Raw genomic sequence first — 22,262 nt, 5'->3', positions numbered from 1 at the left:
GAGCTTGTCGACGCCGCAGGTTTGTAGTCGTTCCGCAGCGAGGGACTGAGCCTGCATCGCGGGCGACGGCGCTGCGGAAAGCGCCGAAAAAAATCGTGTTCCGGGAACGTGGAATCCCGGGTCCATGAGCCGCGCTAACCGACGCATGCGGCGCAGGCGGACTCAGACGGTCGACATTGTGGAAGTCCCTGCACTGACTATGTCCTCGCTCGTCATGCCGCCACTTTCATCATCTTGCCAAGACGTTTGATGGCCTGCTCCAGCGAGCGCTGTCCATCACAATAGTCCTGCCAGGCGATCGTCTTGGACAAGAGTGCCGGTACCGTGCGGATCGTAAAGAGTTTCGGATCGAGATCCGGCTTCACCTGGCTCCAGGTGAGCGGCATCGATACCGTTGCTCCAGGCCGAGCGCGTGGCGATAGGGGCGCGACCGCCGTCGCCATGCGATCGTTGCGCAGGTAGTCGAGGAATATCCGGCCATTGCGCTGGTTCTTGGCCATCTTGATCAGATAGATGTCGGGGTTGTCGCGTGCCATCTGCAGGCAGACATCGTGTGCGAACGCTTTTGCCTCCGGCCATGACAGCTTCTTGCCCTTGGCCACGGCAAGCGGGGTAACGACATGCAGACCCTTGCCGCCGGTGGTCTTGCAGAAGCTGACGAGGCCGAGTTCCTCTAGTCGATCACGCATTTCGCGGGCGGCTTCGACCACGGTGGAGAAGGGTACGTCCGGACCGGGATCAAGGTCGAAGACAAGACGACCGGGAACCTCCGGCTGGCCGGGTTCGCAATTCCAGGGATGCAGCTCAACGCCGCCGATCTGGGCGATGGCGGCGAGGCCCTCGACCCGATCGATCTGCAGATAGGGTTTCTTGTCGCCGAACACCTTGACCAGTTCGAGGAGGTTCGACGTTCCAGGCATTGCGTGCCGCTGGAAGAACTGCTCGGCGCCGATGCCGTCCGGCGTGCGGATGATCGAGCATGGCCGCCCCTTTATATGGTCGATAAGCCATGGTCCGACAGCTTCATAATAGTGGGCGAGATCCTCCTTGGTGACCGGCACCCCGTCATTGGCATCCGGCCACAGGGCCTTGTCCGGGCTGGAGATCATCACGCCCATCACCTCGGCCTTGGCGTTCTTGCCGCGTGCCGGCTTTGATGGCTTTGTCGCGGCCGGCATCGGGGTCTCTGTCTTCGCCGGCAATGCCGGCATTTCCGCCTCGACTTCGGCTGCGGGTTTATCTTCGCGCAATCCCTTAAAGGCGGCCTGACGGACCAGGCCGTCCGCCGTCCAGCCGGCGAACTGGATCTCGGCGACCAGTTCGGGTTCAACCCAGACGATGTTGGGATCCTTCTTCGGCGCGCCGATGCCGGTGAACGGTGATTTGTCGGTCTCGATCTTCCGAAGCTTCGGCAAGATCGCGTCGACCGTTTTGGCCCCGTAGCCGGTTCCGACCCGGCCGACATAGACGAAGTGGTCACTTCTGAACACGCCGACCAACAATGAGCGGAACTTGCCGTTGGTCTTGGCATAAGCACCGATCACGACTTCATGGCCGGCGCGGCATTTGGACTTCGCCCATGTCTTGGTGCGGCCCGACTCATAGAGAGCATCCGCCTGCTTTGAAACAATGCCTTCCAGCGAGAGCTTGCAGGCCGACTTCAGGACGGCGTCACCACCGGTTTCGAAATGCTCGACGAAACGCAGGCGTGAATCCTCACCGGCACTATCCAGCAATCTCTGCAGCCGTTCCTTCCGCTCGATGAGCGGCAGTTGCCGCAGATCTTCGTCGCCCTCGAACAGCAAGTCGAAAGCGAAATAGACCAGCGCGTCGGTCTTTCCCTCCGACAGTGCTGCCTGAAGCGCTGCGAAATCTGGCGCCCCGTTTTCGTCGAGGGCGCAGATCTCGCCGTCGATGATGGCATCTGGCAGGTTCGCGGCCGATGTTGCAACCGCCGGATATTTTGCCGTCCAGTCCAGGCCCTTTCTGGTCTTCAGCGTCACCTCGCCGTTTTCGATGCGAGCCTGGATGCGGTAGCCGTCGAACTTGATCTCGTGGACCCAGCCCCCGGCCGAGGGCGGGCGTTCCAGCGTTTCGCAAAGCTGCGGAGGAATGAACTCGGGCATTACGGACTTCGCTGGCTTGGCACTTTTGGCTGCGGCTGATGTCCGTTTAGTCTTGGTTTCGGCTTTGCGTTCTTCAGCAGCAAGGCCGTGGTTGCTGTCCCAGACCGCATCGGCCTGAACGTCGCCACTCTGGACCATGAACGGCTTCGGCTTCCTGCCCTTGCCGGCGGCAATCGCCTCCATGGTTCGGCCGGAGGCGACCGACGTTGCGTTGTCCTCAAGGACTGCAGCACCGTCCTCCTCGACTGAGAAGTCGTCATGATGTTTGATCAGCAGCCAGTTGGTCCGCTTGCCGCCGTCGCGGTCGCTGCGCATTCGCACCAGGACAAAGCTACCGTGAAGCCTCTGGCCCTCCAGTGTGAACTTGAAGTTGCCCTTGGCCAGGGCCTGCTCAGGCGTCTTGTTGCCTTCCGGCTCCCAGTAGCCGCGATCCCAGAGCATGACCGTGCCGCCGCCATACTGGCCTTTGGGGATCGTTCCTTCGAAGTCGCCATAGTCCAGCGGATGGTCTTCAACCTCGACCGCCAGACGCTTGTCGTGCGGATCAAGTGACGGTCCCTTGGTCACCGCCCAGGATTTGAAGACACCGTCGAGCTCGAGCCGCAGGTCATAATGCAGGCGCGTCGCATCATGTTTCTGGATCACGAAGCGCCTGCGGGTCGATGCTTTCAGCTTCGCTGCGCCGCTCGGCTCCTGCGTCTTCTGAAAATCGCGCTTCTGCTTGTAGGTCGAGAGCTTGTCGCTTGCCATGGCCGTCCTCGGTACAAATCCGCCTCCCGTCTCGGATGAAGACGGGATGAGGCGCGGGCCAGACAGGTGAGACGCTCGACTGCCGTTCGTTGGCCGCGATGAGAAAACCGGAAAATCATCGCGTCATCATCCCTGTCACGTCCGGTTGATTCAGCACGCGACCTCGACAAGCAAAAGGCAATACACATCGATTTGTTCCGTCGCGTTGGAGAGCGGAGGTGGGCAGACGCGCCGTTCGGCCTTGAACAATCGACCGAGGCTCTCTGGAGTTGGTATGCGCCCCGCGCATGACTGCAGTGCAGCAAAGTCTATTTAATAGGCGGCGGGGATCCATATGATGTGTCCATCGAAGCGATGCACCTCCTCCCGCATCGGTTCGATATGCAAGCGCCCTACTCCTCCCAGAGGCGTTTGCGGGAACGGCAACACTCCTCCTCCCAGTTGCTGTTCGGTTATTACTGAAAGCCTGCCGCAACTCCTCCCGCGGCAGGCTTTTTCGTTTAGTCCTGCGACAGCGCGGATGCCGGAGAAGGAGGCATCGGCAGCTAAAGACATCACACGTTGGGGACGTTTGATTTGCTTTCTCGCGGGGCGAACTTTCTCAACGTAGTTTTCGCCCAGATCAGTTGCTTGAGCTGTCTGGAGCATCAGTTTCACTTCTGTTCTGTCGCATAACTGTCGCCATCCGGGTTGAAGCCCGGAACAACGTCACTAAGCGCTATCTCCACGCGCTTCCCGGCCGCGATATGCTGGAACGGCGTATGGGGGCCGAATGGTTCGTCATCGGCAATGACGAAAGCAAGCCTTTTCTCGTCACCCGATGGCACAGAGCGCCGGCCTGTCGTGTCGCTCGGCACGGCCGAAGAGCATCCTCGTCTCCGGCAAGTCGTCGCCGAGGACGCAGATAGGGCGGTTCTCAACGAGGCTGCGGTCATGGGCAGAGGGCTCTTCATCGCCCATCTCGTCGATGCCAAGACGGAGATACGCCGCTTCGGCATGAGTGGCAGACCTGCAGGGATCGTCACGTTGCCAGGTATTGCGACGGCGGGCGGATTTCAGGGCCGACCGCGCGACAGCGAAGCATTCTTCGGGTTTACGGCGTTCGCTGCGCCGACCGCGGTCCATCAGCACGATACGGAATGCGGTGGAGCGGAACGCTTCCAACAAGCCGGACGACATCACTGTCGAGCAACGCATCTACCGCTCGAAGGAATGGACGGAGGTGCCGATCTTTAACGTGCGCCGCAAGGACGTTACGATCGCTGCCCGATATTGCTTTTTGGCTACGGGGGCTTCGGAATTCCTCGGGTTCCTATGCCAACCCGATCCACCTCGCCTGGGTGGAGCAGGGCGGGGTTTTGGCAATCGCCTGCATCCGCGGTGGTGGAGAATACGGGGGAGCCTGGCATCGCGCCGGAGAGTTCGCGAATAAGCAGAATTCGTTTTACGACTTCATTGCGGCCGGGGGGGCCTCAAGAAGAGCGGCATCACCTCATCGGATGGTCTCGCGATCCAGGGCGAATCCAACGGGTTTTCTCGTATCGCCGAATAGGATAGGGCTCTACGGCTGCAAAACCGGGCAGGCCCTGTCGGCAGGGCAGGCGGTCTTCCTCATCTGTCTCGAGCGTCGGCCCAGTGCGGATAGGTCACATAGGCCGTCGTCGCGCCTTCGCCCTCAGTCGTGATGGTGACGGATTGACCCTTAGGCATGTAAACAATGTCGCCCGGTCCCGCGGTGACCGTTCCGTCGCTGGTGGATACGGACAGTCGTCCCTCAAGCACGATCATGGTGTCGTCGACGGCCATCGTTTCGGTCAGCGACTGACCGGGTGCGTACCGCCCATAGCCGATCGAGACAGGGCCACCGTTTCTCTCGTCCACCAGGTTTCCGACATAAATGTCGGTATCCTGTCCGGGTGATTTGACGAGTTCCGCGTCCGACATGCTGAACTTTCGGACCTTCATCTACAACCTCCTGCGTTTCCCCATCAAATAGTGCAAACGTTCGTAACGCCAACCTGATCCTATGGAGAAAAGTATGACTGAAAAGACCTGCTCCGCGCCGACGCCCGAACAGCGGAAATACCTTGAGATCCGCAATGCGGCGGAGCGTTCGATGTTAGACAAGGTCTTCAAGGCAATCGACGTCGCGGCTGCCGAGGTCGCAGACGGTTTCAAGGTGGCCGGCCTGGAATTCGCCCCGACCAGCAGGGAGTATTTCATGTTCACGGTTCAGCAGGTGACATTCGTCCGTTTGTGCGGTGGCGATCCCGATACGCTGAAAGGCGGCGATCCAGAGCTGGGTCAGCGGGTCGTCAACAATGGCCAGCATATCATCGACAGTTATTGGCGAGAAGGCGGCGGTGCCCAGTAAACCGATCCAGGACGTCGTTATATCGCTCTCCGCTTGAGCAGGACTGGACGGTCGCTGGCGCAGACTTTTAGGAGGCAACAAGCGCTCGCAGCGCCGCTGATGATGACGGCGGCTTAGGAGATAGAGGTAGAGCGCTTCCATCGGGGAGACCAGGAAGGCAAAACGTGCAGAAAGGAATCCGCGATCGACATGGTCTTTTACCATTGCGCCCTTTGTCTCGGGATCAAATGCGAATGCCGCGCGCCACTCCCTATCAGCGGCTTCAAAACGGAGCTCTTTCATATTGCCGTAGTAGGCCGCTCGAACCTCAACTTTCACGTCCCGGTCGGCCGCTTTAAATTCGGCCGCAAAGTCGTCATGCGTGCGGCGAACATTCGTGATGGGCCGACATCGAGTGGCCGATCGCGCGTTGGGCGGCTTTAGGGACGAAAGCCCAGCCTTCTCGCCGGGCAATGTCACGACCCGTAAAATCAACCTGATGCAATCTCGATAGAAAGGTGCCATCATCGGCCTGACTTCGCCGGGAGAACGGAGTTGGAGGATAATGCATGATCGGAAACGACGCTGAACTTGTCGATCGGCTGCTGGCGATCTCCAGGGCCTTTGCCGGACACATGGATCCGGGGACAGCGTTTCGCGCAACGGCAGTCGAGATCGGCAGGCTGTTGCCGCACGACCATATCGACGTCGCGGTACTTCTGAACGAGGGTCGCAGTCACATCTGTTATGAGACCGGCTGCCAGACGAGTTGGAGCGAACTGGTGCTCAGTCCGCCACCGGTCGAGCTGAGCCCGGTACGCGCGGTGCTCAGAGGCGAGCTGCCCTTTCTTTTGACCGACGACGCGCTGCACGATCAGCGGTTTCATTTCGTCGGTGCGCTCGACGAACCAATCTTTGCCGCCAAGCTCCGCAGCCGTATCATCGTGCCGTTGCGCGCACGGGGCGACATCATCGGCGCGCTCAACATCAGCCGCCATGAACCGGGCTGCTACACCCCCGCCGATCTGGAGATCGCCCAGCAATGTGCGGAATTCATTGCTCCCTATATCTTCGCCCTGATCCAGAGCGAGGAGGCGCACCGCGCCATGCTGGCCGAAAGCACGGCACGCAATCGCGAGGAACTTTTACGCGTCGGGGCTTCGCGGCTGACCGAAGGCATGGAGCGGGAACGGCGGCGCATTGCGATGGACCTGCACGACCAAACGCTTGCAGACCTGTCCCGGGTGGTGCGTCAGGTGTCGGCGCTTCATCGCCATGGTGTTGCCGGAGCCGGACAGCTTGCCGAACTTGAGCGGGAAATTGTCAATTGCCTGACGGAACTGCGCCACATCGTCGATGACATGCGGCCGAGCGTCCTCGAACTGTTCGGTCTGCGCGATGCGATAGAGGCGCATCTCAACCGGAGCGTCAGCCGGGCCACACCATCGATTGCAGTGAACATCCATGATACGAGCGGCGGTGCAGCCGATGACCTGCCTGAGCGGACACTGACGGCGATATACCGTATTGCGCAGGAAGCGATCAACAATGCTGTCAAGCACGCAACGCCTGGCTGCATCGAGGTGCGCGTCGAATCGACACCGGCGCTGCTGCGGGTAATCGTTTCCGATGACGGATCGGGCTGTTTCCGCGTCGATCCGCAGGCGAGCGGCGGCATTGGCCATATGCACACGCGCGCCGACCTGATCGGCGCGCGGTTGCGTATCGGCCGCTCCGGCCGTAAGGCCGGCACACGGGTGGCGCTCGAAGTGCCACTTGCCGGCGAATCGGTCTTTGCCGGAACGCTGCCGCCCGAAATCGCGCCAGCTGCGATGGAGAGCCTCTAAATGCTGGTGATGGTCGCTGAAGATGACGGGCTGCATCGGGCCTTCGTGCGCAATATCATCGAACACCTCTGGCCCGGCAATGTCGAGGTCATCGAAACCGGCCGCGGTGATGTGGCGATGGATCTCGCCCGTAACCGGGAGCCGCCTTATGTCGTGCTTGATCTGCAGTTGCCGAAGGCAACCGGCATCGAGGTCGCACGCTCGATCTGGCACCGGCGCGCCGATACTCATATTCTTTTCTGGTCGAACTTTGCCGACGAATCCTATGTGCGCGGTGTCGCGCGCATCGTGCCGCCCGGCACGGTCTACGGCTATGTGTTAAAATCGGCCTCGGAGGAGGGCATGCGGTCGGCGTTGCGAGGGGTCTTCGCCGAGGGACACTGCATCATCGACCGGGAAGTCAGAGGCATTCAGCATCGGGTGCAGGATCGGCTGGAAGGGATCACCGACAGCGAATATGAGAGCTTGCTCGACGTCGCGCTCGGGCTGACCGACAAGGCGATCGCCACGCGGCGTGGCCTCTCCACACGCGGTGCGCAGGCGCGCATCCGTCATCTTTACGAAAAGCTTGGCGTCGCTGTGCCCGAGGAGGGCGCGGGTGAGGGCGGTTCTCTGTTCAACTCGAGAACGCGGGCAATTTGCCTCGCGCTCGCGCGCGGCCTTATTAATGCCGATGCGCTGCGGCGGGCCCAGGAAAGCCTTGATGCGTGGCTCGCACAGACCGCAACCCGGAAAGAATAGCGGGTAGACTGTGCGAATACACACTCCGTTCTGCGTCTTCGTGCGTAGCGGGATATTCCGCATCCGTGGCTTACTGTCGGCACTATGATAAGAATGTTGGGAGAACACCTTATGCCCTTCGTCAATATTCAGATACTCAAAGGACATTCTCAGGACCGCAAGAACGAGATCGCGCGGCGTGTCACCGAGGCGGTCAGCGAGGTGGCGGAGCTGCCCAAGGAAGCGATCTGGGTCGTTTTCGAGGATGTTGCCGACACGGATTGGTACGTCGCCGGAAAGACCGTCAAGGCGACCAAGAGCTGAGATATGGCGAAAAGCGCGCGTGATCCCGGTTTTGCGGATGTCGTCGGCGATGGGGCTTTGGAGACGCTGGCAAGCGGGCTCGGCTTCACCGAAGGTCCAGTTTGGCATCCCTACGAAAAATGGCTTGTCTTCAGCGACATGCCTGAGAACCGCATGTATATCCGCCGGCCCAACGGCATCATCGAGGATTTCCGGCGGCCGAGCCACAAGGCGAACGGCAATACACTCGACCGGCAAGGACGTCTTCTCACCTGCGAACATGCAACGAGCCGTGTTTCGCGCCTCGAGCGCGACGGTTCGACCAGCATCATTGCCACGCACTACAAGGACAAGGAGCTGAACAGCCCGAACGATATCGTCGTTGCGACGGGCGGAGCGATCTATTTCACCGACCCAACGTTCGGGCGCATGGAATATTACGGCGTGCCGCGGCCGCAGGATCTCGCCTTTCAAGGCGTGTATCGGGTCGACCCCGACGGTTCGAACCTGACCCTGCTTATCGACGATTTCGCCCAGCCGAATGGACTTTGTTTTTCCCTTGATGAATCGCGTCTCTTCATCAACGACACGGAGCGCCAGCATATCCGCGTCTTCAACATCTCGCCGCGGGGCGAGCTGTCGGGAGGCGCCGTGTGGGCCGAGACCAAAGGTGAGGAACCGGGCGCGCCCGATGGCATGAAGATCGATAGCTGCGGCAATATCTATTGCTGCGGACCGGGCGGCATCCACGTCTTTGACCCGTCTGGCCATACGCTCGGCATCATCCGCACGCCGGAGCCGACGGCCAACTTTGCCTTCGGAGACGATGACTTGAAAAGCATTTATATTACTGCTTCGAGTTCGCTGCATAGACTGAGGGTGCGCGTGCCGGGGTTGAGACTGTTCTGAAGTCCGGGCAACCGGCTAGCAGGAATGGCCGTCGATGGAGGATCGGCGCCACGGATGCCTCGGCATCCAGATGACGGTTGCCGGAGGGCCGGAACCGGGGGAAGAGCCTTTCGCTCAATGCGAACAAATTGGGAGGATTGAAATGCATAAAATTTTCGTACTCGCCGGCCTTGCAGCGCTGCTTGCATCGGGCACGGCTCTTGCTGATACCAGCGGAAAGAAGATCGCGTTCTCGAACAACTACGCTGGCAATTCCTGGCGACAGGCGATGCTGAAGAGCTATGACATCGTCACCAAGAAAGCCGTTGCCGATAAGATCGTCGGCGCCGCCGACGTCTTTACGACGGCGGATCAGGAGGTGCCGACCCAGGCAGCGCAGCTACAGAATCTGATCCTGCAGGGATATGATGCCATCGTCATCAATGCGGCTTCGCCGGATGCGCTGAACGGCGCCGTCAAGCAGGCTTGCGATGCAGGTATCGTCGTCGTTTCCTTCGATGGTATCGTCAACGAGCCCTGCGCCTACCGTGTCGTCGTTGACTTCGAGGACATGGGCAAGCAAGAAATCGAGCAGATGAAGAAGCTCCACCCTAATGGTGGAAACCTGCTTGAGATCCGCGGGCTGGCAGGCACATCCATCGACGATTCCATTCACAAGGGTCTGCAGGAGGGCGTCGCCGCTCATCCGGAATTCAAGATCGTCAGCTCTGTGACGGGCAACTGGGACCAGACCACCGCACAGAAGGCCGTGGCGACCGTCCTGCCTTCTCTGCCGGACATCATCGGCGTCGTTACACAGGGCGGCGACGGCTATGGTGCCGCGCAGGCCTTTGCGGCAGCCGGCAAGCCGCGTCCGACCATCATCATGGGCAATCGGCAGGATGAGCTGCAATGGTGGAAAGAGCAGAAGGCCAAGGATGGTTACACCACCTGGTCGGCGTCGATCGCTCCCGGCGTTTCAACGCTGGCCTTCTGGGTAGCGCAACAGGTCCTCGATGGCCGCAAGGACATTCCGCACGATCTTCTAGTGCCCTATCTCGCCTTTACTCAGGACGATTTTGAGAAGCATCTGGCGGATATCCCGGCTGGTAGCGTCGCCACCACCGAATACACGCAGGACGATGCGATGAAAGCTATCAAGGCTAACATCAAGTGATGGTGCCAGCACCGGCTGAGGACACCCGGCCCATTGTCAGCCTGAGCGGCGCCGAAAAGCATTTCGGCGCCGTGAGGGCACTTGATGGCGTGGATTTCCAGGTCAATCCCGGCGAGTGTGTCGGGCTTGTCGGCCATAACGGCGCCGGCAAGTCGACGCTGATGAACATGCTTGCGGGAACGTTGACGATCGACCGCGGCCGGATGACGATTGCTGGGACGGTCGAGGAGCATTATTCGGTTGCCAGGGCACAAAAGGTTGGGGTCCGCTGCGTCTTCCAGGAGCTTTCGCTTTGTCCCAATCTCTCGGTCGCTGAAAACACCCGGATCAATCATCCTGCGTTGCGTGGCTTCGGCTGGCACCAGCGAGCCGCGTCGCTCATTACCGCTAGCCTCGACGAGATATTTCCCGACCATGGCATCGATGCTTCCGATGTCGTGGCGGATCTCTCGATCGGCCGACGCCAGATGGTCGAGGTTGCCCGGGCTTTCACGGTAACGGAGGATCCGCTGAATCTCGTCATTCTGGACGAGCCGACCTCTTCGCTTGACGCCCACACTGCCGGACAGCTGCTTGCCTTCGTCCGGCGGTTTGTGGCGGGGGGAGGAAGTTGCATCCTGATCTCCCATGTGCTCGGCGAAGTGCTGCAGAACTCAGACCGGATCGTCGTCATGCGCGACGGCAAGGTCGTCGCAACTGATCTGGCCGGTGCGTACGACCGGGATAGGCTGGTCGCCACCATGGGCGGCGCCGCGCACCGGGGAAAGATTGCGGCGCAGGTGGTTGCATCCGTCCAACCGGCAGGCGCGCCGCGTGTGAGGGCGAAGCCCGCCCAGCAAAAGGATGGCACGCAACTCGTCGCCCGGGCCGGCTCGATCATCGGCCTTGCCGGACTTGCAGGTCATGGGCAGACCGACTTGTTGCTTTCGATATTCAAAGCAGCCAACCGCGGAACAACCGGTGTCGAGGTGACGGCACCTGTGGCCCTTGTTGCCGGAGACAGGCAATCGGATGGCATTTTTCCGCAGTGGTCGATTGCCGAGAACATCGGTATCCGCTCGCTGAAGCGGCTGTGCGACCGGTTGCTGATCTCGCCGAAACGCGAAGCCGAGTTGGCGGAGATCTGGAAGAGCCGTATTGGCATCCGCACGCCGGACATGAGCAACAATATCGTGTCGCTTTCAGGCGGAAACCAGCAGAAGGCACTGTTTGCGCGTGCTCTCGGTTCCGATGCGGATATCATTTTGATGGACGATCCGATGCGCGGCGTCGATATAGGCACCAAGCTCGAGGTCTATGATCTCATCCGCCGGGAAGCGGCAAACGGTCGTACCTTCATCTGGTATACGACCGAGACGGAAGAACTCGACAACTGCCATCACGTTTATGTCTTCAAGAACGGTCGCATCGTCGCTAACCTGACGCGTGACGAGCTGACCGAGGAGAAGATCATTCAATCCTCCTTCGCCGAGGTGCATTAGGATGACTTTCGTTTCGCTCGACCGTTCCGTCACGCGTGCGGCCCGCAATAGCGCCGGCAGGACGAGGGCCTTGCGCGCCATGCTGCCGGCACTGTCGCTCGCGCTCGTGCTGATGGCGATCGCTTGGCTCAATCCGCGCGCGATTTCCTATTTCGGCTTCAGTCTCATGCTGAACCTCGCTATTCCGATTGCGCTTGCGACCATCGCGCAGATGTTCGTGATCGCCGGCAACGAGCTCGATCTTTCGATTGGCACTTTTGTCGGTTTCGTCGGTTGCGTCACTGCGACTTGGCTGAGCGATGCGCCGCTTCTCGGCATCGCCATTCTGCTTGGATCCATTGGTATCTATGCATTACTGGGGGCATTGATCCACCTGCGAAACCTGCCATCGATCGTCGTGACGCTGGGCATGAGCTTCGTTTGGCAGGGGCTGGCGATCCTGGTCCTGCCGAAGCCAGGTGGCAAGGCGCCGGACTGGCTGCAGGCGATCACATCCTTCAAGCCGCCCATTGTTCCCTTTCCAATCGTTGCTGCCGTGATCATCGCCCTGATCGTCTATTTCGGGCTGATGCGCACCTCCTATGGCGTGATCTTGCGCGGATCGGGCGGCAATCCGGCAGCGCTTGCACGCGCCGGATGGTCTCTGTTGCGCACCAAGGTCACGCTTTTTGCGCTTGCCGGCTGCTTTGGCGTCCTCTCGGGGCTGACGCTGATCGGGATCACCTCGTCGGGAGATGCCAATATCGGGAATGGTTACACGCTCTTGTCGATCGCAGGCGTCATTCTCGGCGGAGGCGAATTCATGGGCGGGCGCGTATCGCCGATTGGTGCCGTCATAGGCGCGCTGACGCTCGCGCTTGCGGCGTCATCGCTGCTGACCTTCATGCATATTCCGCCGGATTGGCAGGTCGCGGCAAACGGTGCGATCCTCATCATCGTGCTTGCAGCGCGTGCTCTCATCAGCCGCAAGGAGGCGTAATATGGCGCGTTTGAAGGCTCTTGCTGCAAAGCCCTGGATCTGGTCCTTTATGGGCGCATTGGCCGCCTGGGTGGCGACGATCGCCTTTACCGGCGGCTACGGTGCCGGCGGTATGATCACGGCAGCACTCTCGCTCGCCGTGTTCATGGTCATCGTCGGTATCGGCCAGATGTTCGTCATCACACTTGGTCCCGGCAATGTCGATCTCTCGCTGCCGGCCAATATCGGTCTCGCCAGTGCCGTCGCCATGAAGACGATGGACGGGCAGGACAGCATGATCGTGATCGGCCTGCTGGCGGCGCTCGCCAGCGGCGCTGCGGTAGGGGTTGCGAACTATCTGCTGATCTGGGCCTTGCGCATCCCACCGATCATCGCGACGCTGTCGGCAAGCTTCATCATCCAATCGATCGACATCAGCTATGGCCGCGGGCTGCAAATCAAGCCGCCGCCTGGCTTTGCCGAGTTCACCAACATCCAGATTCTTGGCTTTCCGGTACTGGCTATGTTCACGGTGCTCTTCACGGTGGGCGCTTCGATTGCCCTAAACCGCATGATCTATGGCCGGTCCGTCCTGGCAATCGGGCAGAATATCCGCGCCGCATGGCTCGCCGGCGTCAATGTCGGCCGCATCCGCTTTTTGACATATACCCTGTCTGGCATGCTCGGGGGATTGAACGGCGCACTGCTGGCCGGCTATTTCCGCGGTGCCAATGTTGATATCGGCAATGAATACCTGCTGTCGTCCATTGCGGTGGTCGTCATCGGCGGCACGTCCGTGGCCGGCGGCAAGGCGAATGTTCCCGGCATCTGGGGTGCGGCGCTTTTTCTCGTGTTGTTGCTGACGATGCTGAACACCTTTGGCGTCAGCGCAGGCATACGCCTGCTACTCACCGGCCTCATCATTGTCGGTGTCATCACCGCAGCGGGAGGCCAGAAGCCGGCGCGGTAAAGGGCTGGTGTCGTTTGTCAGTTAACCGTGAGAGCGCGGCTGTTGTTTCCGGTTTATCACTTAAGCTCCTGTTCGGCACTTCGCGTATCGATAATCCAACGGCGCTGATTAACAGCCTGACCATCGGAACTGTGTGCGTGCAGGAGGGCGGTGTTGGTGCCGGTTGTGGCCCCGAGGTCATGGCATCTTGCCAGCTTGACCGGAGATGCTTGCTGGCAACGTTCAATTGGGTGGTAGTCATCGCCCTGCACGGCGGAAGTCCGTAATATGCGAGCCGTACGGTCAGATCAGCGTAATCTTTTCCGAAGAGTTGAGGATCCCGCGCACAAAGGTCTCAGGCATAGCCATTAGCCTGCCTCCTAGCTTCGAGTGGTGAATCCAAATGAGCGAGGTTGACGCCCACTACAAAGAAATTTCCTTGGATAGCTCTATTACGACTGGGCCGGTGGTTCGCACCCCATCGAGAGCCCATTGTACGTGTCAGCTCATAATCCCGTAACGACACGACCGTTACGGGGCTTGTAACGATAGTGTCGTTACGCTATAGCATTATCACATTGGAGTTGCCCATGCCGACGAAACGCAAAAATTTGGAAGCAAGCGTTCCATTGAATATCCGTATCAAGCCCGCAACGCGCAATCTTATCGACCGCGCGGCTGAACTGCTTGGCAAGACACGCACAGATTTCATGCTGGAAGCCTCTGAACGCCGCGCCGAGGAAGTACTGCTTGACCGTACCGTCTTCACGGTAAGTCCTGAGGTGTATGCCGAATACCTTACCCGACTTGATGCGCCCGCGAAGCCGAATGCGCGTCTGAAACGCACAATGTTGACCCAAGCTCCATGGGATGAGGCGTGACCCTCACTTCGCCTGCCCCTTTGGCCGAGCATCATGAACTTGTCGGATTTGATTCCGGCGTTTCAGAACTGGATGATTGGCTGCGCCGACGAGCGCGAGTTAATCAGGCAAGCGGTGCGTCTCGTACTTTCGTGGTTTGCGACGGAAATCGTGTCGTCGCCTATTACGCTCTCGCCTCCGGCGCGGTGAGGACACCAGAAGTTCCAGGCCGGTTTAAGCGAAACATGCCAGATCCGATCCCAGTCGCTGGACTTGGTCGCCTGGCTATCGACCGGACCTATCAGGGCCGCGGTATCGGTCGGGCATTGGTGCGTGATGCAGGGTTGCGCCTGCTCAACGCAGCCGAAATACTTGGTATCCGCGGCGTGCTGGTGCATGCGATTTCAGATGACGCACGTACCTTCTACGAGGCCGTTGGATTTCTCCCATCTCCGTCTGACCCGCTGATGCTGATGATCGGATTGAAAGATCTCAGCAACGCGTTGAGCGCGTAGACGCTATCATCGAGTGCTCGGTTTCAGCAACGCTGAGCGGCATCGCTGCGCGGGATGTTCGTTCCATCCAGAAGGTGCAAGTGAACAGAACAAGTGCTGCAATCAGCCAGTCAAGGAGGTGCGGCAGGATGGAGATAAAAATCGGTGACGGCCCCGCCGTCACGAGCGTCCTCTGCGGCACGTCCAATTCCGACCACATGAGTTACGATGTCCAGGCGATGACAGGACCTCTTCCGGACGAGCGCATGCGGGCTCGGATGGTCGCGCACATGAAAACAATTCCCGGCTTCGGCTCCATCGGCACGATGCCGTGGTATATCGGCAAAGAGAATATGTATTCCGGCCTGATCCGAGAGGCATAGACAAATGCCGCGCAGCGCCTGCAGTAACGGCGCATTGATTAACCCGCCATCACGTTGGCACAATCACGGGAAGGCCGGCCTTGCCTTCCACTAGACGCGCGCTTCTGACGGCCTTTCTGACGCTGCCGCTCGTTGAGGTGGCGAGAATGAGGCGTTTGCGCAGGCCGTTCCCGAACTGCCGCTCACGCCCGCATATAACGATGGAGACGGACCGACCCTTGAACGGGAAGGCGGCCCCTTCTTCAAGCCGAACTCGCCGCTGAACCGGGATCTCTATTCGGATGCACCCGGAGGCGAGCGAATAACGGTCGCAGTTCGTACTCGACATTCGCTGCCAGCCGCTTGGCGGCAGCCGCGTTGAGATTTGGCATGCGGACGAAAACGGCGCCTAGGACACCGTGGGTTTCCGTCTGCGTGGGCACCAGTTCGCCGACACCAAGGGGCGCTGGTGGTCCACCACCATCATGCCGGCGCTTTATCCCGGCCGAACGCGTCATTTTCATTTCAAAGTCCAGCGTCCGGGTAGGCGCGTTCGCACCACCCAGCTCCATTTCCCTGGAGAACCCAGAAATGCTTGGCAGAGTGCTTCCGTCTTTCTGGGGCGGCGGATCGGCAGTTATGGTCTCCGCGGCCTGGTACATCCAGGCTGGGATGGCGTGGATGTTGAAGAGGGCCGTATTCCGGCAGGGCGCAGGCTGCAGTCCGGCCGATGTCCGCAGCAGATTTCAACCGCATCGTATCGATTGGCATAGACGAGCATGAGCCTGAACTGCCTCGGCTGGATGAGCCGGGGGGACGCATGCGGCCGATGGATTTGCAGATGAAGCTCAAGCGCCGTTCATGTTCGAGCAGGAGCGCGACCGGGTTATGCAACTCTCGTCGCGGATCGTTCGAAATCGGCTGTTTCGCCGGCTCGTTCTTCACGCCTATGACAAACGATCCGCCATCACGGGATTGAAGCTCATCAACGGTGGTGGCCGGGCGGAGGTCGACGCCGCACATATCGGGCCGGTGGAAGCGAGCGGACCCGACATTCTTTCCAACGGAATTGCTCTTTCGGGCACCGCACACTGGATGTTTGATCGCGGTCTGATTGGTCTTTCGGACGATCTTGATATCCTGATATCGCGTCAGGCGAATGATCCTGACAGCATTCAAGGACTCCTCAACAAGACTGGGAAGGCGACCATGCCTAGCATGGGTCTTCGAGCGGCCACATCCCCAGTTCCTGAGATGGCACCGTGAGAACTGCTTCAAGTAGTAAGCGCCAGGGTAAGTCGTGCGATGTAGTCCCGAGCGGGTCTATTTCGGTCAGTTGGCCAAAAAAATCCGAAAATCATCCCGATCGGTTCTTTTGTCTTTCTTTTGCGCCATCCGATGATATTATCATCCCGATAGGGGTGATTATGGACAAGATCAAAGATACAAAAACTCTCGGCATGCTGATCCGTCAGGAGCGCAGACAGCAAGGGTTAACCCAGGAGCAATTGGCCGGGGCGATTGGTGTGGGCGTACGGTTTCTGCGTGAACTTGAGGCCGGCAAAGAGAGCTGCCAGATTGGCCGTGCGATGCAAGTCTTGGCCGGTCTTGGTCTTCTTGTTTCCGTTGGGCGTCGCCAGGGCCCGCGATCGTGACCCGCGTCTTGGACGTCTATTTTCGCGACACCAAGGCGGGCGTGCTCGGCCGGCTTGACGACGGCCTACTGATCTTCGCCTACGATGGCGCGTATCTCCTGGACCAACGATCGCGAGCGATTTCGTTCTCGATGCCCCTGCAAGAAGAACCCTTTGGTGATCAGGTCGTGCGCCCGTTTTTTTCCGGTCTCTTGCCGGACGAAGGCGCGCGGCAACGCCTAGCTGGTGCGCTCGGCCTCTCGGCAGGCAATGCCTTCGGGCTACTGGAAGTTATCGGCGGCGAATGCGCAGGTGCCTTGTCAATCTATCCCACCGGCACAGCGCCCGAACCTCCCGGCCAGTCCCAAGCCGAAATTCTCACTTCGGAACGTCTGGACGAGGTTCTCAGCAGGCTGCGGACCCGGCCTCTGCTTGGCGGAGACGAGGGCATCCGCCTGTCGCTCGCCGGCGCGCAGGACAAACTGGCGGTCATTGTCGATGGAGATTCTATCGCCTTGGCAAGAGACGGAAGACCAACGACCCATATCTTGAAACCAGTCATCCAGGCGTTGGAAGGCACGGTGGAGAACGAGTATTTTTGTATGCAGCTGGCCGCCCGCCTCAAGCTGCCCGTACCCCATGTTCAGATTCGCCTGGACGGGGCGACTGCCTTTCTCCTGGTTGAGCGTTATGATCGAACGAAAGCTGCGGACGGCATCATTGAGCGCCTACACCAGGAAGACTTCTGCCAGGCCCTTAGCGTACCGCCAGAGCTGAAGTATGAGGCCGAGGGAGGACCGGGAACAGAACGATCTCTCGGGCTGATCGACAACGCCTGCGCGAGGCCCGTCGCGGATCGGTTGCAGTTCATCCGCATGCTGATCTTCCACTATCTCGTCGGCAACGCTGATGCCCACGGCAAGAACTACGCCCTGCTTTATGGCTCCGATGAACCGGATCTGGCGCCGATCTACGACGTCGTTTGCACGGCTGTTTATCCCCGCTTGTCAAAGAGGCTCGCCATGAAGATTGGTGGCCGCGATGTGCCCGACACGATCCAGTTGAAGCATTGGGCGACACTCGTGCCCGAAACCAAATCTTCTCAGCGCATCCTTGTCCGCGATCTTGCCCAGATGGCGGAAAGGATTGTGAGCGAGGCCGACGCCCTTGTTGCAGAACTGGCCCACGAGGGGATCAGGCACCCCATCCTGAGTGCAATTCGCAAGGTCATCTCAAGTCGGGCTGGTTTGCTACAGAGAGCCGCGGAGCATGTATCTTAAGCAGTTAGTGGTCGCGGATATCCAGCGTCTTGTCCTTCGATCAAAGGGTCGGTGGTTCAAATCATTTCCTTCGGCTCCGGAAACGAATACGCGAGGGACCGGAGCTCCGGTTACGTTAACATCTGAAGTCCGTGTTTCTGCACAAGCGAAAGTAGCTTCAGCGCGGGTCCGCTAGGCCGTTTGGCGCCGGTTTCCCACTTTTGCACTGTCGACTGACTGGTGTTCAGATAGCGGGCGAAGACCGGCTGGCTGACGTGGTTCTTCTCACGCAAAGCCTTGATCTCATCCGGCGTCAGGTCAGGTGGGACCACAAGACAATCTTCATCGAATGTCCGCATCGTTTCCTTATCGATGGTCCCCGCCGAATACATGCCTTCAACAGCACTGTGGATTGCCTCGAAGGCATCGCTCTTGAACTTGCGATTAGTCGCCATGGTCTATCTCCAAAAGGCCTCGAGTTCCGACTCGAGATCAGTTTTCGTCTTGCGGCGGTAGAGGTCAGCGAGCTTTCGGAATGCTTGAAGCTCGTCGTCATCAATGTTCGCCCGATCTTTCTTCGCGAAGAGATAGGCGAACACCCAGAACTCGCCTGCCTTGGCCAGAACGATTGAACGATGCATGTTATCGTTGAGACGCTTATTGAAGACACCACCACCAAGATCGTCGGCCTGTCCAAGTGCCATTTGGCGGATTGCCGCCGACAAAACCTTGTCGGAAATGCGCGCCTTCTTTGCCGCCTTGGCGAACCATGCTGTTTTGAACACTCTGTCTGACATCGGTTTATATAGCACTAAGTGCTATGCCCATCAAGGTATAGGGAGAGAACTATTCAGCTTCCCATACCTGATTCTAGGAATGCAAGCAGCAAAGGCAGGCTGGTCCTGCGGAAGGTGCCATCAAAGGACTGCTGCCGCACGGCCCACATAATCTGCGGGATATCCTGGCAACGCATTTCCTCAAGCAGACCGGCTCCTACAAGCCCCACGGCAACCGATGCTTCTTGTCTCAGTCGCTTCGCCAATCGGCAACGTTCATTCAGCAGCACACAATCACCAACCAGCGTCGCTGGTCGTTGGCTAGGCCAAAGTTCGTAGCGGGCCACAGGTTCATATCTGCTCAAGAGCATCCAACCCGGCGGCTCAAAGGTGGCAGCATCGTTCGCACGTTCATCCTATTCCGACCCTGACCAGAAGCTTGCCGAAGTTACCACCCGATAGCATGCCGATGAAGGCGCTGGGGGCGGCCGACCGACTGATGGCGAGTGGACCGCGCCCGAACGTTGTCCGCAAGACCTGCATGGAAGCCGCCTGCCTGGTCTCCACCATCTGCATGCTGATGTGCACCTTCCGTGATCCGGACGTCGCTGTTGGCGGGCTGCTGTGTCGTCCATCGGCCACGGACTCGGCGGCTTCAATCTATTTGCGATCGGCCAGACCCTCGCAGGGCCGTCCGCGACCGCGAAGTGGATCGGGCTGCAAAACTGCTTCGGCAACATCTCGGGGATTGTAGCGCCGGTCATGACTGGCTTGATCGTCGACGCGACGGGGGCGTATGGCTCCGCCTTTCTGCTTGCCGCGCTCATGTCCGTCATCGGGCTTCTGTCCTGGACCATTGGCATCCGCCGGATCGAACCGCTCCGGTGAACCCATTGATCAGACGCGCGTTGAGCATGTTGGTTTTTTGAAACTTGGTGGGCGCTGGTTCACATCTCTTCAATCGAAGCTGTCTCCTTCGGCCCGTTGCATTCAGTGCTGCTGTCGCTGGCACCTGGCACAAGCTGTATTTGCAGCCGACGGCCTGTCGCATTATGTTATGGAAGAATGGAAAGGAGATCGCTGATGCTCTTGCAGAAATACCGCGAGAACAGGCAAGCCTTGAAGGAGATCGGCCGGGAAGCCATCGCCGAGAGCCGCCGTATGGGCCTAACGATCACTGCCAAGGATCGGCAGAACGAGGCGAAGGATAAGGCCCGGCATGAGCGCAAGGAACGTGCTCCGGCTACCGTGAGGTAGCAATCGCTCCATGCCCGAGTTGTCGTGTATCCTCCTCGCAGGGCCGAACGGCTCCGGCAAAACTTCCGCCTTCGCGAAGCTGAAGCTCGAGGGTGTTTGGATCAACGCGGACGAGATCGCCAAAGCGATGCCGGCCGCCGATAACAGATCGACCGAAATCCAAGCTGGTCGAGCGGCTCTCGTGAAGATTCACGAGATGATCGACACCAGGCAGTCTTTTATTTTCGAGACGACGCTGAGCAGCAACCAATCGTTGAGAATGATGCGGACTGCCAAGGCAGCCGGGTTCAAGGTCGGCCTTTACTATGTTGCTTTGGATTCCGTTGAGACGAACGTCGAGCGCGTTAGACAGCGTGTCCTCAAGGGCGGTCACGACATCCCGGAGGAAAACATCCGCAGGCGGCACGATGGATCCTTCGAGAAGCTGACGAAGCGCTCGGGATTGCAGACGAAGTTTTGTTGATCGACAACTCAGGGATAGAACCGCACGAGGTCTTCGCCATTAACGGCGGCGTCGTCCAGTCCTTCGACATCGATGACAACCAAGCGCTGCACAAGCTCTTTGAGGCCAAGGTCTGCGAAGCGTACCATCTCATGCGAGCGCTGGAATGCTTTGAGAGCAGTTGATTGAGGAGGGATAGCCTGCCTTCGGTTGACAGACCTTTAAATCTCGCCCACTTTCCGACCGCGCACCGCAAAGTTCGGCGAACTGCCCTCATGGGGCTTGCCGAAAGGAAAATCTACCCGGCGCGGGCTCCAGGTCAGAATGAGAATGATAATCGCCGGCGGCGATCGCTGGAGGTCCATAAAAAGGCGTTATGCAACAGGGACGTTAGATCAGTAGCTTAGCATGTGAGGGGCGATAGTTCGGGTCCGTACAAGTCGGGCATCTCGACACCGGCCTTATATTATGTCCGAGAAGATAGTATAGTGAGGATCACGGTAGGTGGTGTCTTGCACTGGCAGAGGCGGGCAGCGTCCACCGGGGAAAGCCGCAAAACTTGCTATACTAGATTTGCGAAAAAGATATAGAGGTGGCATGATTAAGCAGATTGACCTCATGTTTCGCACCATGGTCGCGGAACTCCAGCAACGGGCATTTGATGATGATTGGGCGGAAGACTTCCCTCCATCGGGTAGATTCGTGCCAGTAGCAGTTGATGGCCGGCGTTACTGGTATTTCGACCAGCCCGACGGAGAGGGTGGGCAGAAACGCCGTTATGTCGGGCCTGCCGACGACCCCCTGATTTCGGAACGGGTCGAAACCTTCAAGGGTGAGAAGTCTGACTATAAGGCTCGCCGCAAGTACGTTTCTACGCTAACGCGCGAAGCCGGTTTAATTGCCGCTGATCGCTTTACCGGTGATATCGTACAGGCGCTTGCCAAGGCCGGTCTCTTCCGGCTGCGCGGTGTTCTCATCGGCACTGTCGCTTTTCAATGCTACTCGGCATATCTTGGCATCCGTCTGCCTTCGGCGGCGATCCTAACAGGTGATGCAGACCTGGCCCAGGATTTCGCGATCTCCGCCGAGGTGGCAGATTCGCTGCCGCCGATCCTCGATCTCCTGAAAGGGCTTGATCCAACGTTCCGCGCAGTGCCGCATATCAGCGGCAGCTCTCGATCTCATGCCTTCCGGAACCAGAGCGGTTACAGGGTCGAGTTCATGACGACAAACAGGGGAGCCGAAGAATATTCGGACAAACCCGCCAACATGCCTGCTCTCGGAGGCGCGTCAGCCGAACCGCTAAGATTCATGGATTTCTTAATCCGCGATCCCGTTCGTTCGATCTTGCTACATGGTGCCGGTATTTCAGTTGCTATCCCTGATCCTTGCAGGTACGCGGTGCACAAGCTTATCATTGCCGGCCGCCGTCAGAATGACGCCGGCGGCCAGGCCAAACGGCCCCACCTGAAAAGCAAATAAAATCAATAGACCGCCGCGACCTTATAGGAAGCGATGGTTCACATCCCTTAAGAGCGAAACGACGAGCTCGGCTCGGACGTAGGGTGTAGCGTAAGCCCACGGTGAAGGCCGTCTTGCGATGACGGCCTGCTGACTGCGAGTCCT

At 59.2% G+C, this 22,262-nt stretch carries 24 protein-coding genes and 3 pseudogenes; 21 read left to right on the top strand and 6 right to left on the bottom strand.

The annotated features are described in order from the left end of the window. Window positions 1-212: 212 nt before the first annotated feature. Window positions 213-2,876, bottom strand: coding sequence for a DNA ligase D (ligD, locus tag ACODR6_RS10875; protein ID WP_489022530.1), 2,664 nt, complete (start codon window positions 2,874-2,876; stop codon window positions 213-215). Between the two features lie 312 nt (window positions 2,877-3,188). Next, window positions 3,189-3,524, bottom strand: coding sequence for a hypothetical protein (locus ACODR6_RS10870; RefSeq protein WP_203431318.1), 336 nt, complete (start codon window positions 3,522-3,524; stop codon window positions 3,189-3,191). A gap of 141 nt (window positions 3,525-3,665) precedes the next feature. Here ACODR6_RS10870 and ACODR6_RS10865 point away from each other — a divergent pair, with 141 nt between their 5' ends. Both ACODR6_RS10865 and ACODR6_RS10860 read left to right on the top strand, forming a co-directional pair. After that, window positions 3,666-4,112, top strand: a complete 447-nt coding sequence (locus ACODR6_RS10865; RefSeq protein WP_489022529.1) for a hypothetical protein — start codon at window positions 3,666-3,668, stop codon at window positions 4,110-4,112. Continuing rightward, a complete protein-coding gene (locus ACODR6_RS10860) occupies window positions 4,016-4,561 on the top strand; it encodes a prolyl oligopeptidase family serine peptidase (protein ID WP_489022528.1) in 546 nt (181 codons plus the stop codon). Before ACODR6_RS10865 ends, ACODR6_RS10860 begins: the two co-directional genes overlap by 97 nt. Here ACODR6_RS10860 and ACODR6_RS10855 read toward each other — a convergent pair. After that, window positions 4,488-4,841, bottom strand: a complete 354-nt coding sequence (locus ACODR6_RS10855) for a cupin domain-containing protein (protein ID WP_489022527.1) — start codon at window positions 4,839-4,841, stop codon at window positions 4,488-4,490. The two genes, ACODR6_RS10860 and ACODR6_RS10855, sit on opposite strands and share 74 nt — an antisense overlap. A 154-nt stretch (window positions 4,842-4,995) precedes the next feature. Then, complete coding sequence (locus ACODR6_RS10850; RefSeq protein ID WP_489022526.1) at window positions 4,996-5,757, bottom strand: hypothetical protein; 762 nt, start codon at window positions 5,755-5,757, stop codon at window positions 4,996-4,998. A gap of 41 nt (window positions 5,758-5,798) precedes the next feature. On the opposite strand from ACODR6_RS10850, the gene ACODR6_RS10845 reads away from it, so the two are divergent. The 14 genes and pseudogenes from ACODR6_RS10845 to ACODR6_RS10780 all read left to right on the top strand — a co-directional run bounded on the left by ACODR6_RS10845 (window position 5,799) and on the right by ACODR6_RS10780 (window position 18,182). Further along, on the top strand, window positions 5,799-7,076 hold the full coding sequence (locus ACODR6_RS10845; protein ID WP_130279694.1) for a GAF domain-containing sensor histidine kinase: 1,278 nt from the start codon (window positions 5,799-5,801) through the stop codon (window positions 7,074-7,076). Next, window positions 7,077-7,817 (top strand): response regulator transcription factor, encoded by a 741-nt coding sequence (locus ACODR6_RS10840; protein WP_130279693.1) that lies wholly within the window; start codon window positions 7,077-7,079, stop codon window positions 7,815-7,817. Window positions 7,818-7,928: 111 nt separating this feature from the next. Further along, window positions 7,929-8,120, top strand: a complete 192-nt coding sequence (locus tag ACODR6_RS10835; protein WP_112716998.1) for a tautomerase family protein — start codon at window positions 7,929-7,931, stop codon at window positions 8,118-8,120. A 3-nt stretch (window positions 8,121-8,123) separates the two neighbouring features. Further along, window positions 8,124-9,008 carry an SMP-30/gluconolactonase/LRE family protein gene (locus ACODR6_RS10830; protein ID WP_489022525.1) on the top strand — a complete coding sequence of 295 codons (885 nt, stop codon included), beginning with the start codon at window positions 8,124-8,126 and terminating at the stop codon, window positions 9,006-9,008. A gap of 142 nt (window positions 9,009-9,150) precedes the next feature. Next, window positions 9,151-10,164, top strand: coding sequence for an ABC transporter substrate-binding protein (locus tag ACODR6_RS10825; protein ID WP_130279691.1), 1,014 nt, complete (start codon window positions 9,151-9,153; stop codon window positions 10,162-10,164). Continuing rightward, entirely contained in the window at window positions 10,164-11,645 is a 1,482-nt protein-coding gene (locus ACODR6_RS10820; RefSeq protein ID WP_489022524.1) for a sugar ABC transporter ATP-binding protein, read from the top strand. Before ACODR6_RS10825 ends, ACODR6_RS10820 begins: the two co-directional genes overlap by 1 nt. Before the next feature lies 1 nt (window position 11,646). Continuing rightward, a complete protein-coding gene (locus ACODR6_RS10815; protein WP_489022523.1) occupies window positions 11,647-12,624 on the top strand; it encodes an ABC transporter permease in 978 nt (325 codons plus the stop codon). 1 nt (window position 12,625) lies between these two features. Beyond that, window positions 12,626-13,573 carry an ABC transporter permease gene (locus ACODR6_RS10810; protein ID WP_199628404.1) on the top strand — a complete coding sequence of 316 codons (948 nt, stop codon included), beginning with the start codon at window positions 12,626-12,628 and terminating at the stop codon, window positions 13,571-13,573. A gap of 569 nt (window positions 13,574-14,142) precedes the next feature. Further along, window positions 14,143-14,433, top strand: coding sequence for a type II toxin-antitoxin system TacA family antitoxin (locus ACODR6_RS10805; RefSeq protein WP_203431311.1), 291 nt, complete (start codon window positions 14,143-14,145; stop codon window positions 14,431-14,433). Continuing rightward, window positions 14,430-14,927 carry a GNAT family N-acetyltransferase gene (locus ACODR6_RS10800; protein WP_203431310.1) on the top strand — a complete coding sequence of 166 codons (498 nt, stop codon included), beginning with the start codon at window positions 14,430-14,432 and terminating at the stop codon, window positions 14,925-14,927. Before ACODR6_RS10805 ends, ACODR6_RS10800 begins: the two co-directional genes overlap by 4 nt. A 152-nt stretch (window positions 14,928-15,079) precedes the next feature. Continuing rightward, window positions 15,080-15,289, top strand: a pseudogene (locus tag ACODR6_RS10795) (aldo/keto reductase); the annotation flags it as partial. A gap of 670 nt (window positions 15,290-15,959) precedes the next feature. Next, window positions 15,960-16,550, top strand: a pseudogene (locus tag ACODR6_RS10790) (HNH endonuclease); the annotation flags it as partial. A 145-nt stretch (window positions 16,551-16,695) separates the two neighbouring features. Then, window positions 16,696-16,923, top strand: coding sequence for a helix-turn-helix domain-containing protein (locus ACODR6_RS10785; protein ID WP_112717548.1), 228 nt, complete (start codon window positions 16,696-16,698; stop codon window positions 16,921-16,923). Further along, window positions 16,920-18,182, top strand: coding sequence for a type II toxin-antitoxin system HipA family toxin (locus tag ACODR6_RS10780; RefSeq protein WP_112716948.1), 1,263 nt, complete (start codon window positions 16,920-16,922; stop codon window positions 18,180-18,182). The genes ACODR6_RS10785 and ACODR6_RS10780 overlap by 4 nt, the downstream gene beginning before the upstream one ends. Before the next feature lie 110 nt (window positions 18,183-18,292). Here the strand turns inward: ACODR6_RS10780 and ACODR6_RS10775 are convergent, their stop codons facing one another. Both ACODR6_RS10775 and ACODR6_RS10770 read right to left on the bottom strand, forming a co-directional pair. After that, window positions 18,293-18,616 (bottom strand): helix-turn-helix domain-containing protein, encoded by a 324-nt coding sequence (locus ACODR6_RS10775; RefSeq protein ID WP_489022522.1) that lies wholly within the window; start codon window positions 18,614-18,616, stop codon window positions 18,293-18,295. 3 nt (window positions 18,617-18,619) lie between these two features. Continuing rightward, the gene (locus ACODR6_RS10770) at window positions 18,620-18,958 is read right to left on the bottom strand and encodes a type II toxin-antitoxin system RelE/ParE family toxin (protein ID WP_449099145.1); all 339 of its coding nucleotides are present in this window, start codon (window positions 18,956-18,958) and stop codon (window positions 18,620-18,622) included. Between the two features lie 603 nt (window positions 18,959-19,561). Here ACODR6_RS10770 and ACODR6_RS10765 point away from each other — a divergent pair. The 5 genes and pseudogenes from ACODR6_RS10765 to ACODR6_RS10745 form a co-directional block, all read left to right on the top strand. After that, window positions 19,562-19,825, top strand: coding sequence for an MFS transporter (locus ACODR6_RS10765; protein WP_203431308.1), 264 nt, complete (start codon window positions 19,562-19,564; stop codon window positions 19,823-19,825). A 195-nt stretch (window positions 19,826-20,020) separates the two neighbouring features. After that, complete coding sequence (locus ACODR6_RS10760; RefSeq protein ID WP_203431307.1) at window positions 20,021-20,194, top strand: hypothetical protein; 174 nt, start codon at window positions 20,021-20,023, stop codon at window positions 20,192-20,194. A gap of 10 nt (window positions 20,195-20,204) precedes the next feature. Next, complete coding sequence (locus ACODR6_RS10755) at window positions 20,205-20,657, top strand: ATPase (RefSeq protein WP_489022521.1); 453 nt, start codon at window positions 20,205-20,207, stop codon at window positions 20,655-20,657. After that, window positions 20,654-20,821, top strand: coding sequence for a hypothetical protein (locus ACODR6_RS10750; RefSeq protein ID WP_246777689.1), 168 nt, complete (start codon window positions 20,654-20,656; stop codon window positions 20,819-20,821). Before ACODR6_RS10755 ends, ACODR6_RS10750 begins: the two co-directional genes overlap by 4 nt. 415 nt (window positions 20,822-21,236) lie before the next feature. Continuing rightward, window positions 21,237-22,097 (top strand): annotated as a pseudogene (locus tag ACODR6_RS10745) (nucleotidyltransferase family protein); the annotation flags it as partial. Window positions 22,098-22,262: the final 165 nt, after the last annotated feature.

This window comes from Rhizobium sp. FG96 (genome assembly GCF_057808655.1).
The sequence above is the reverse complement of the archived record's forward strand: the minus strand, read 5'-3'. Positions and strand labels throughout refer to the sequence as shown.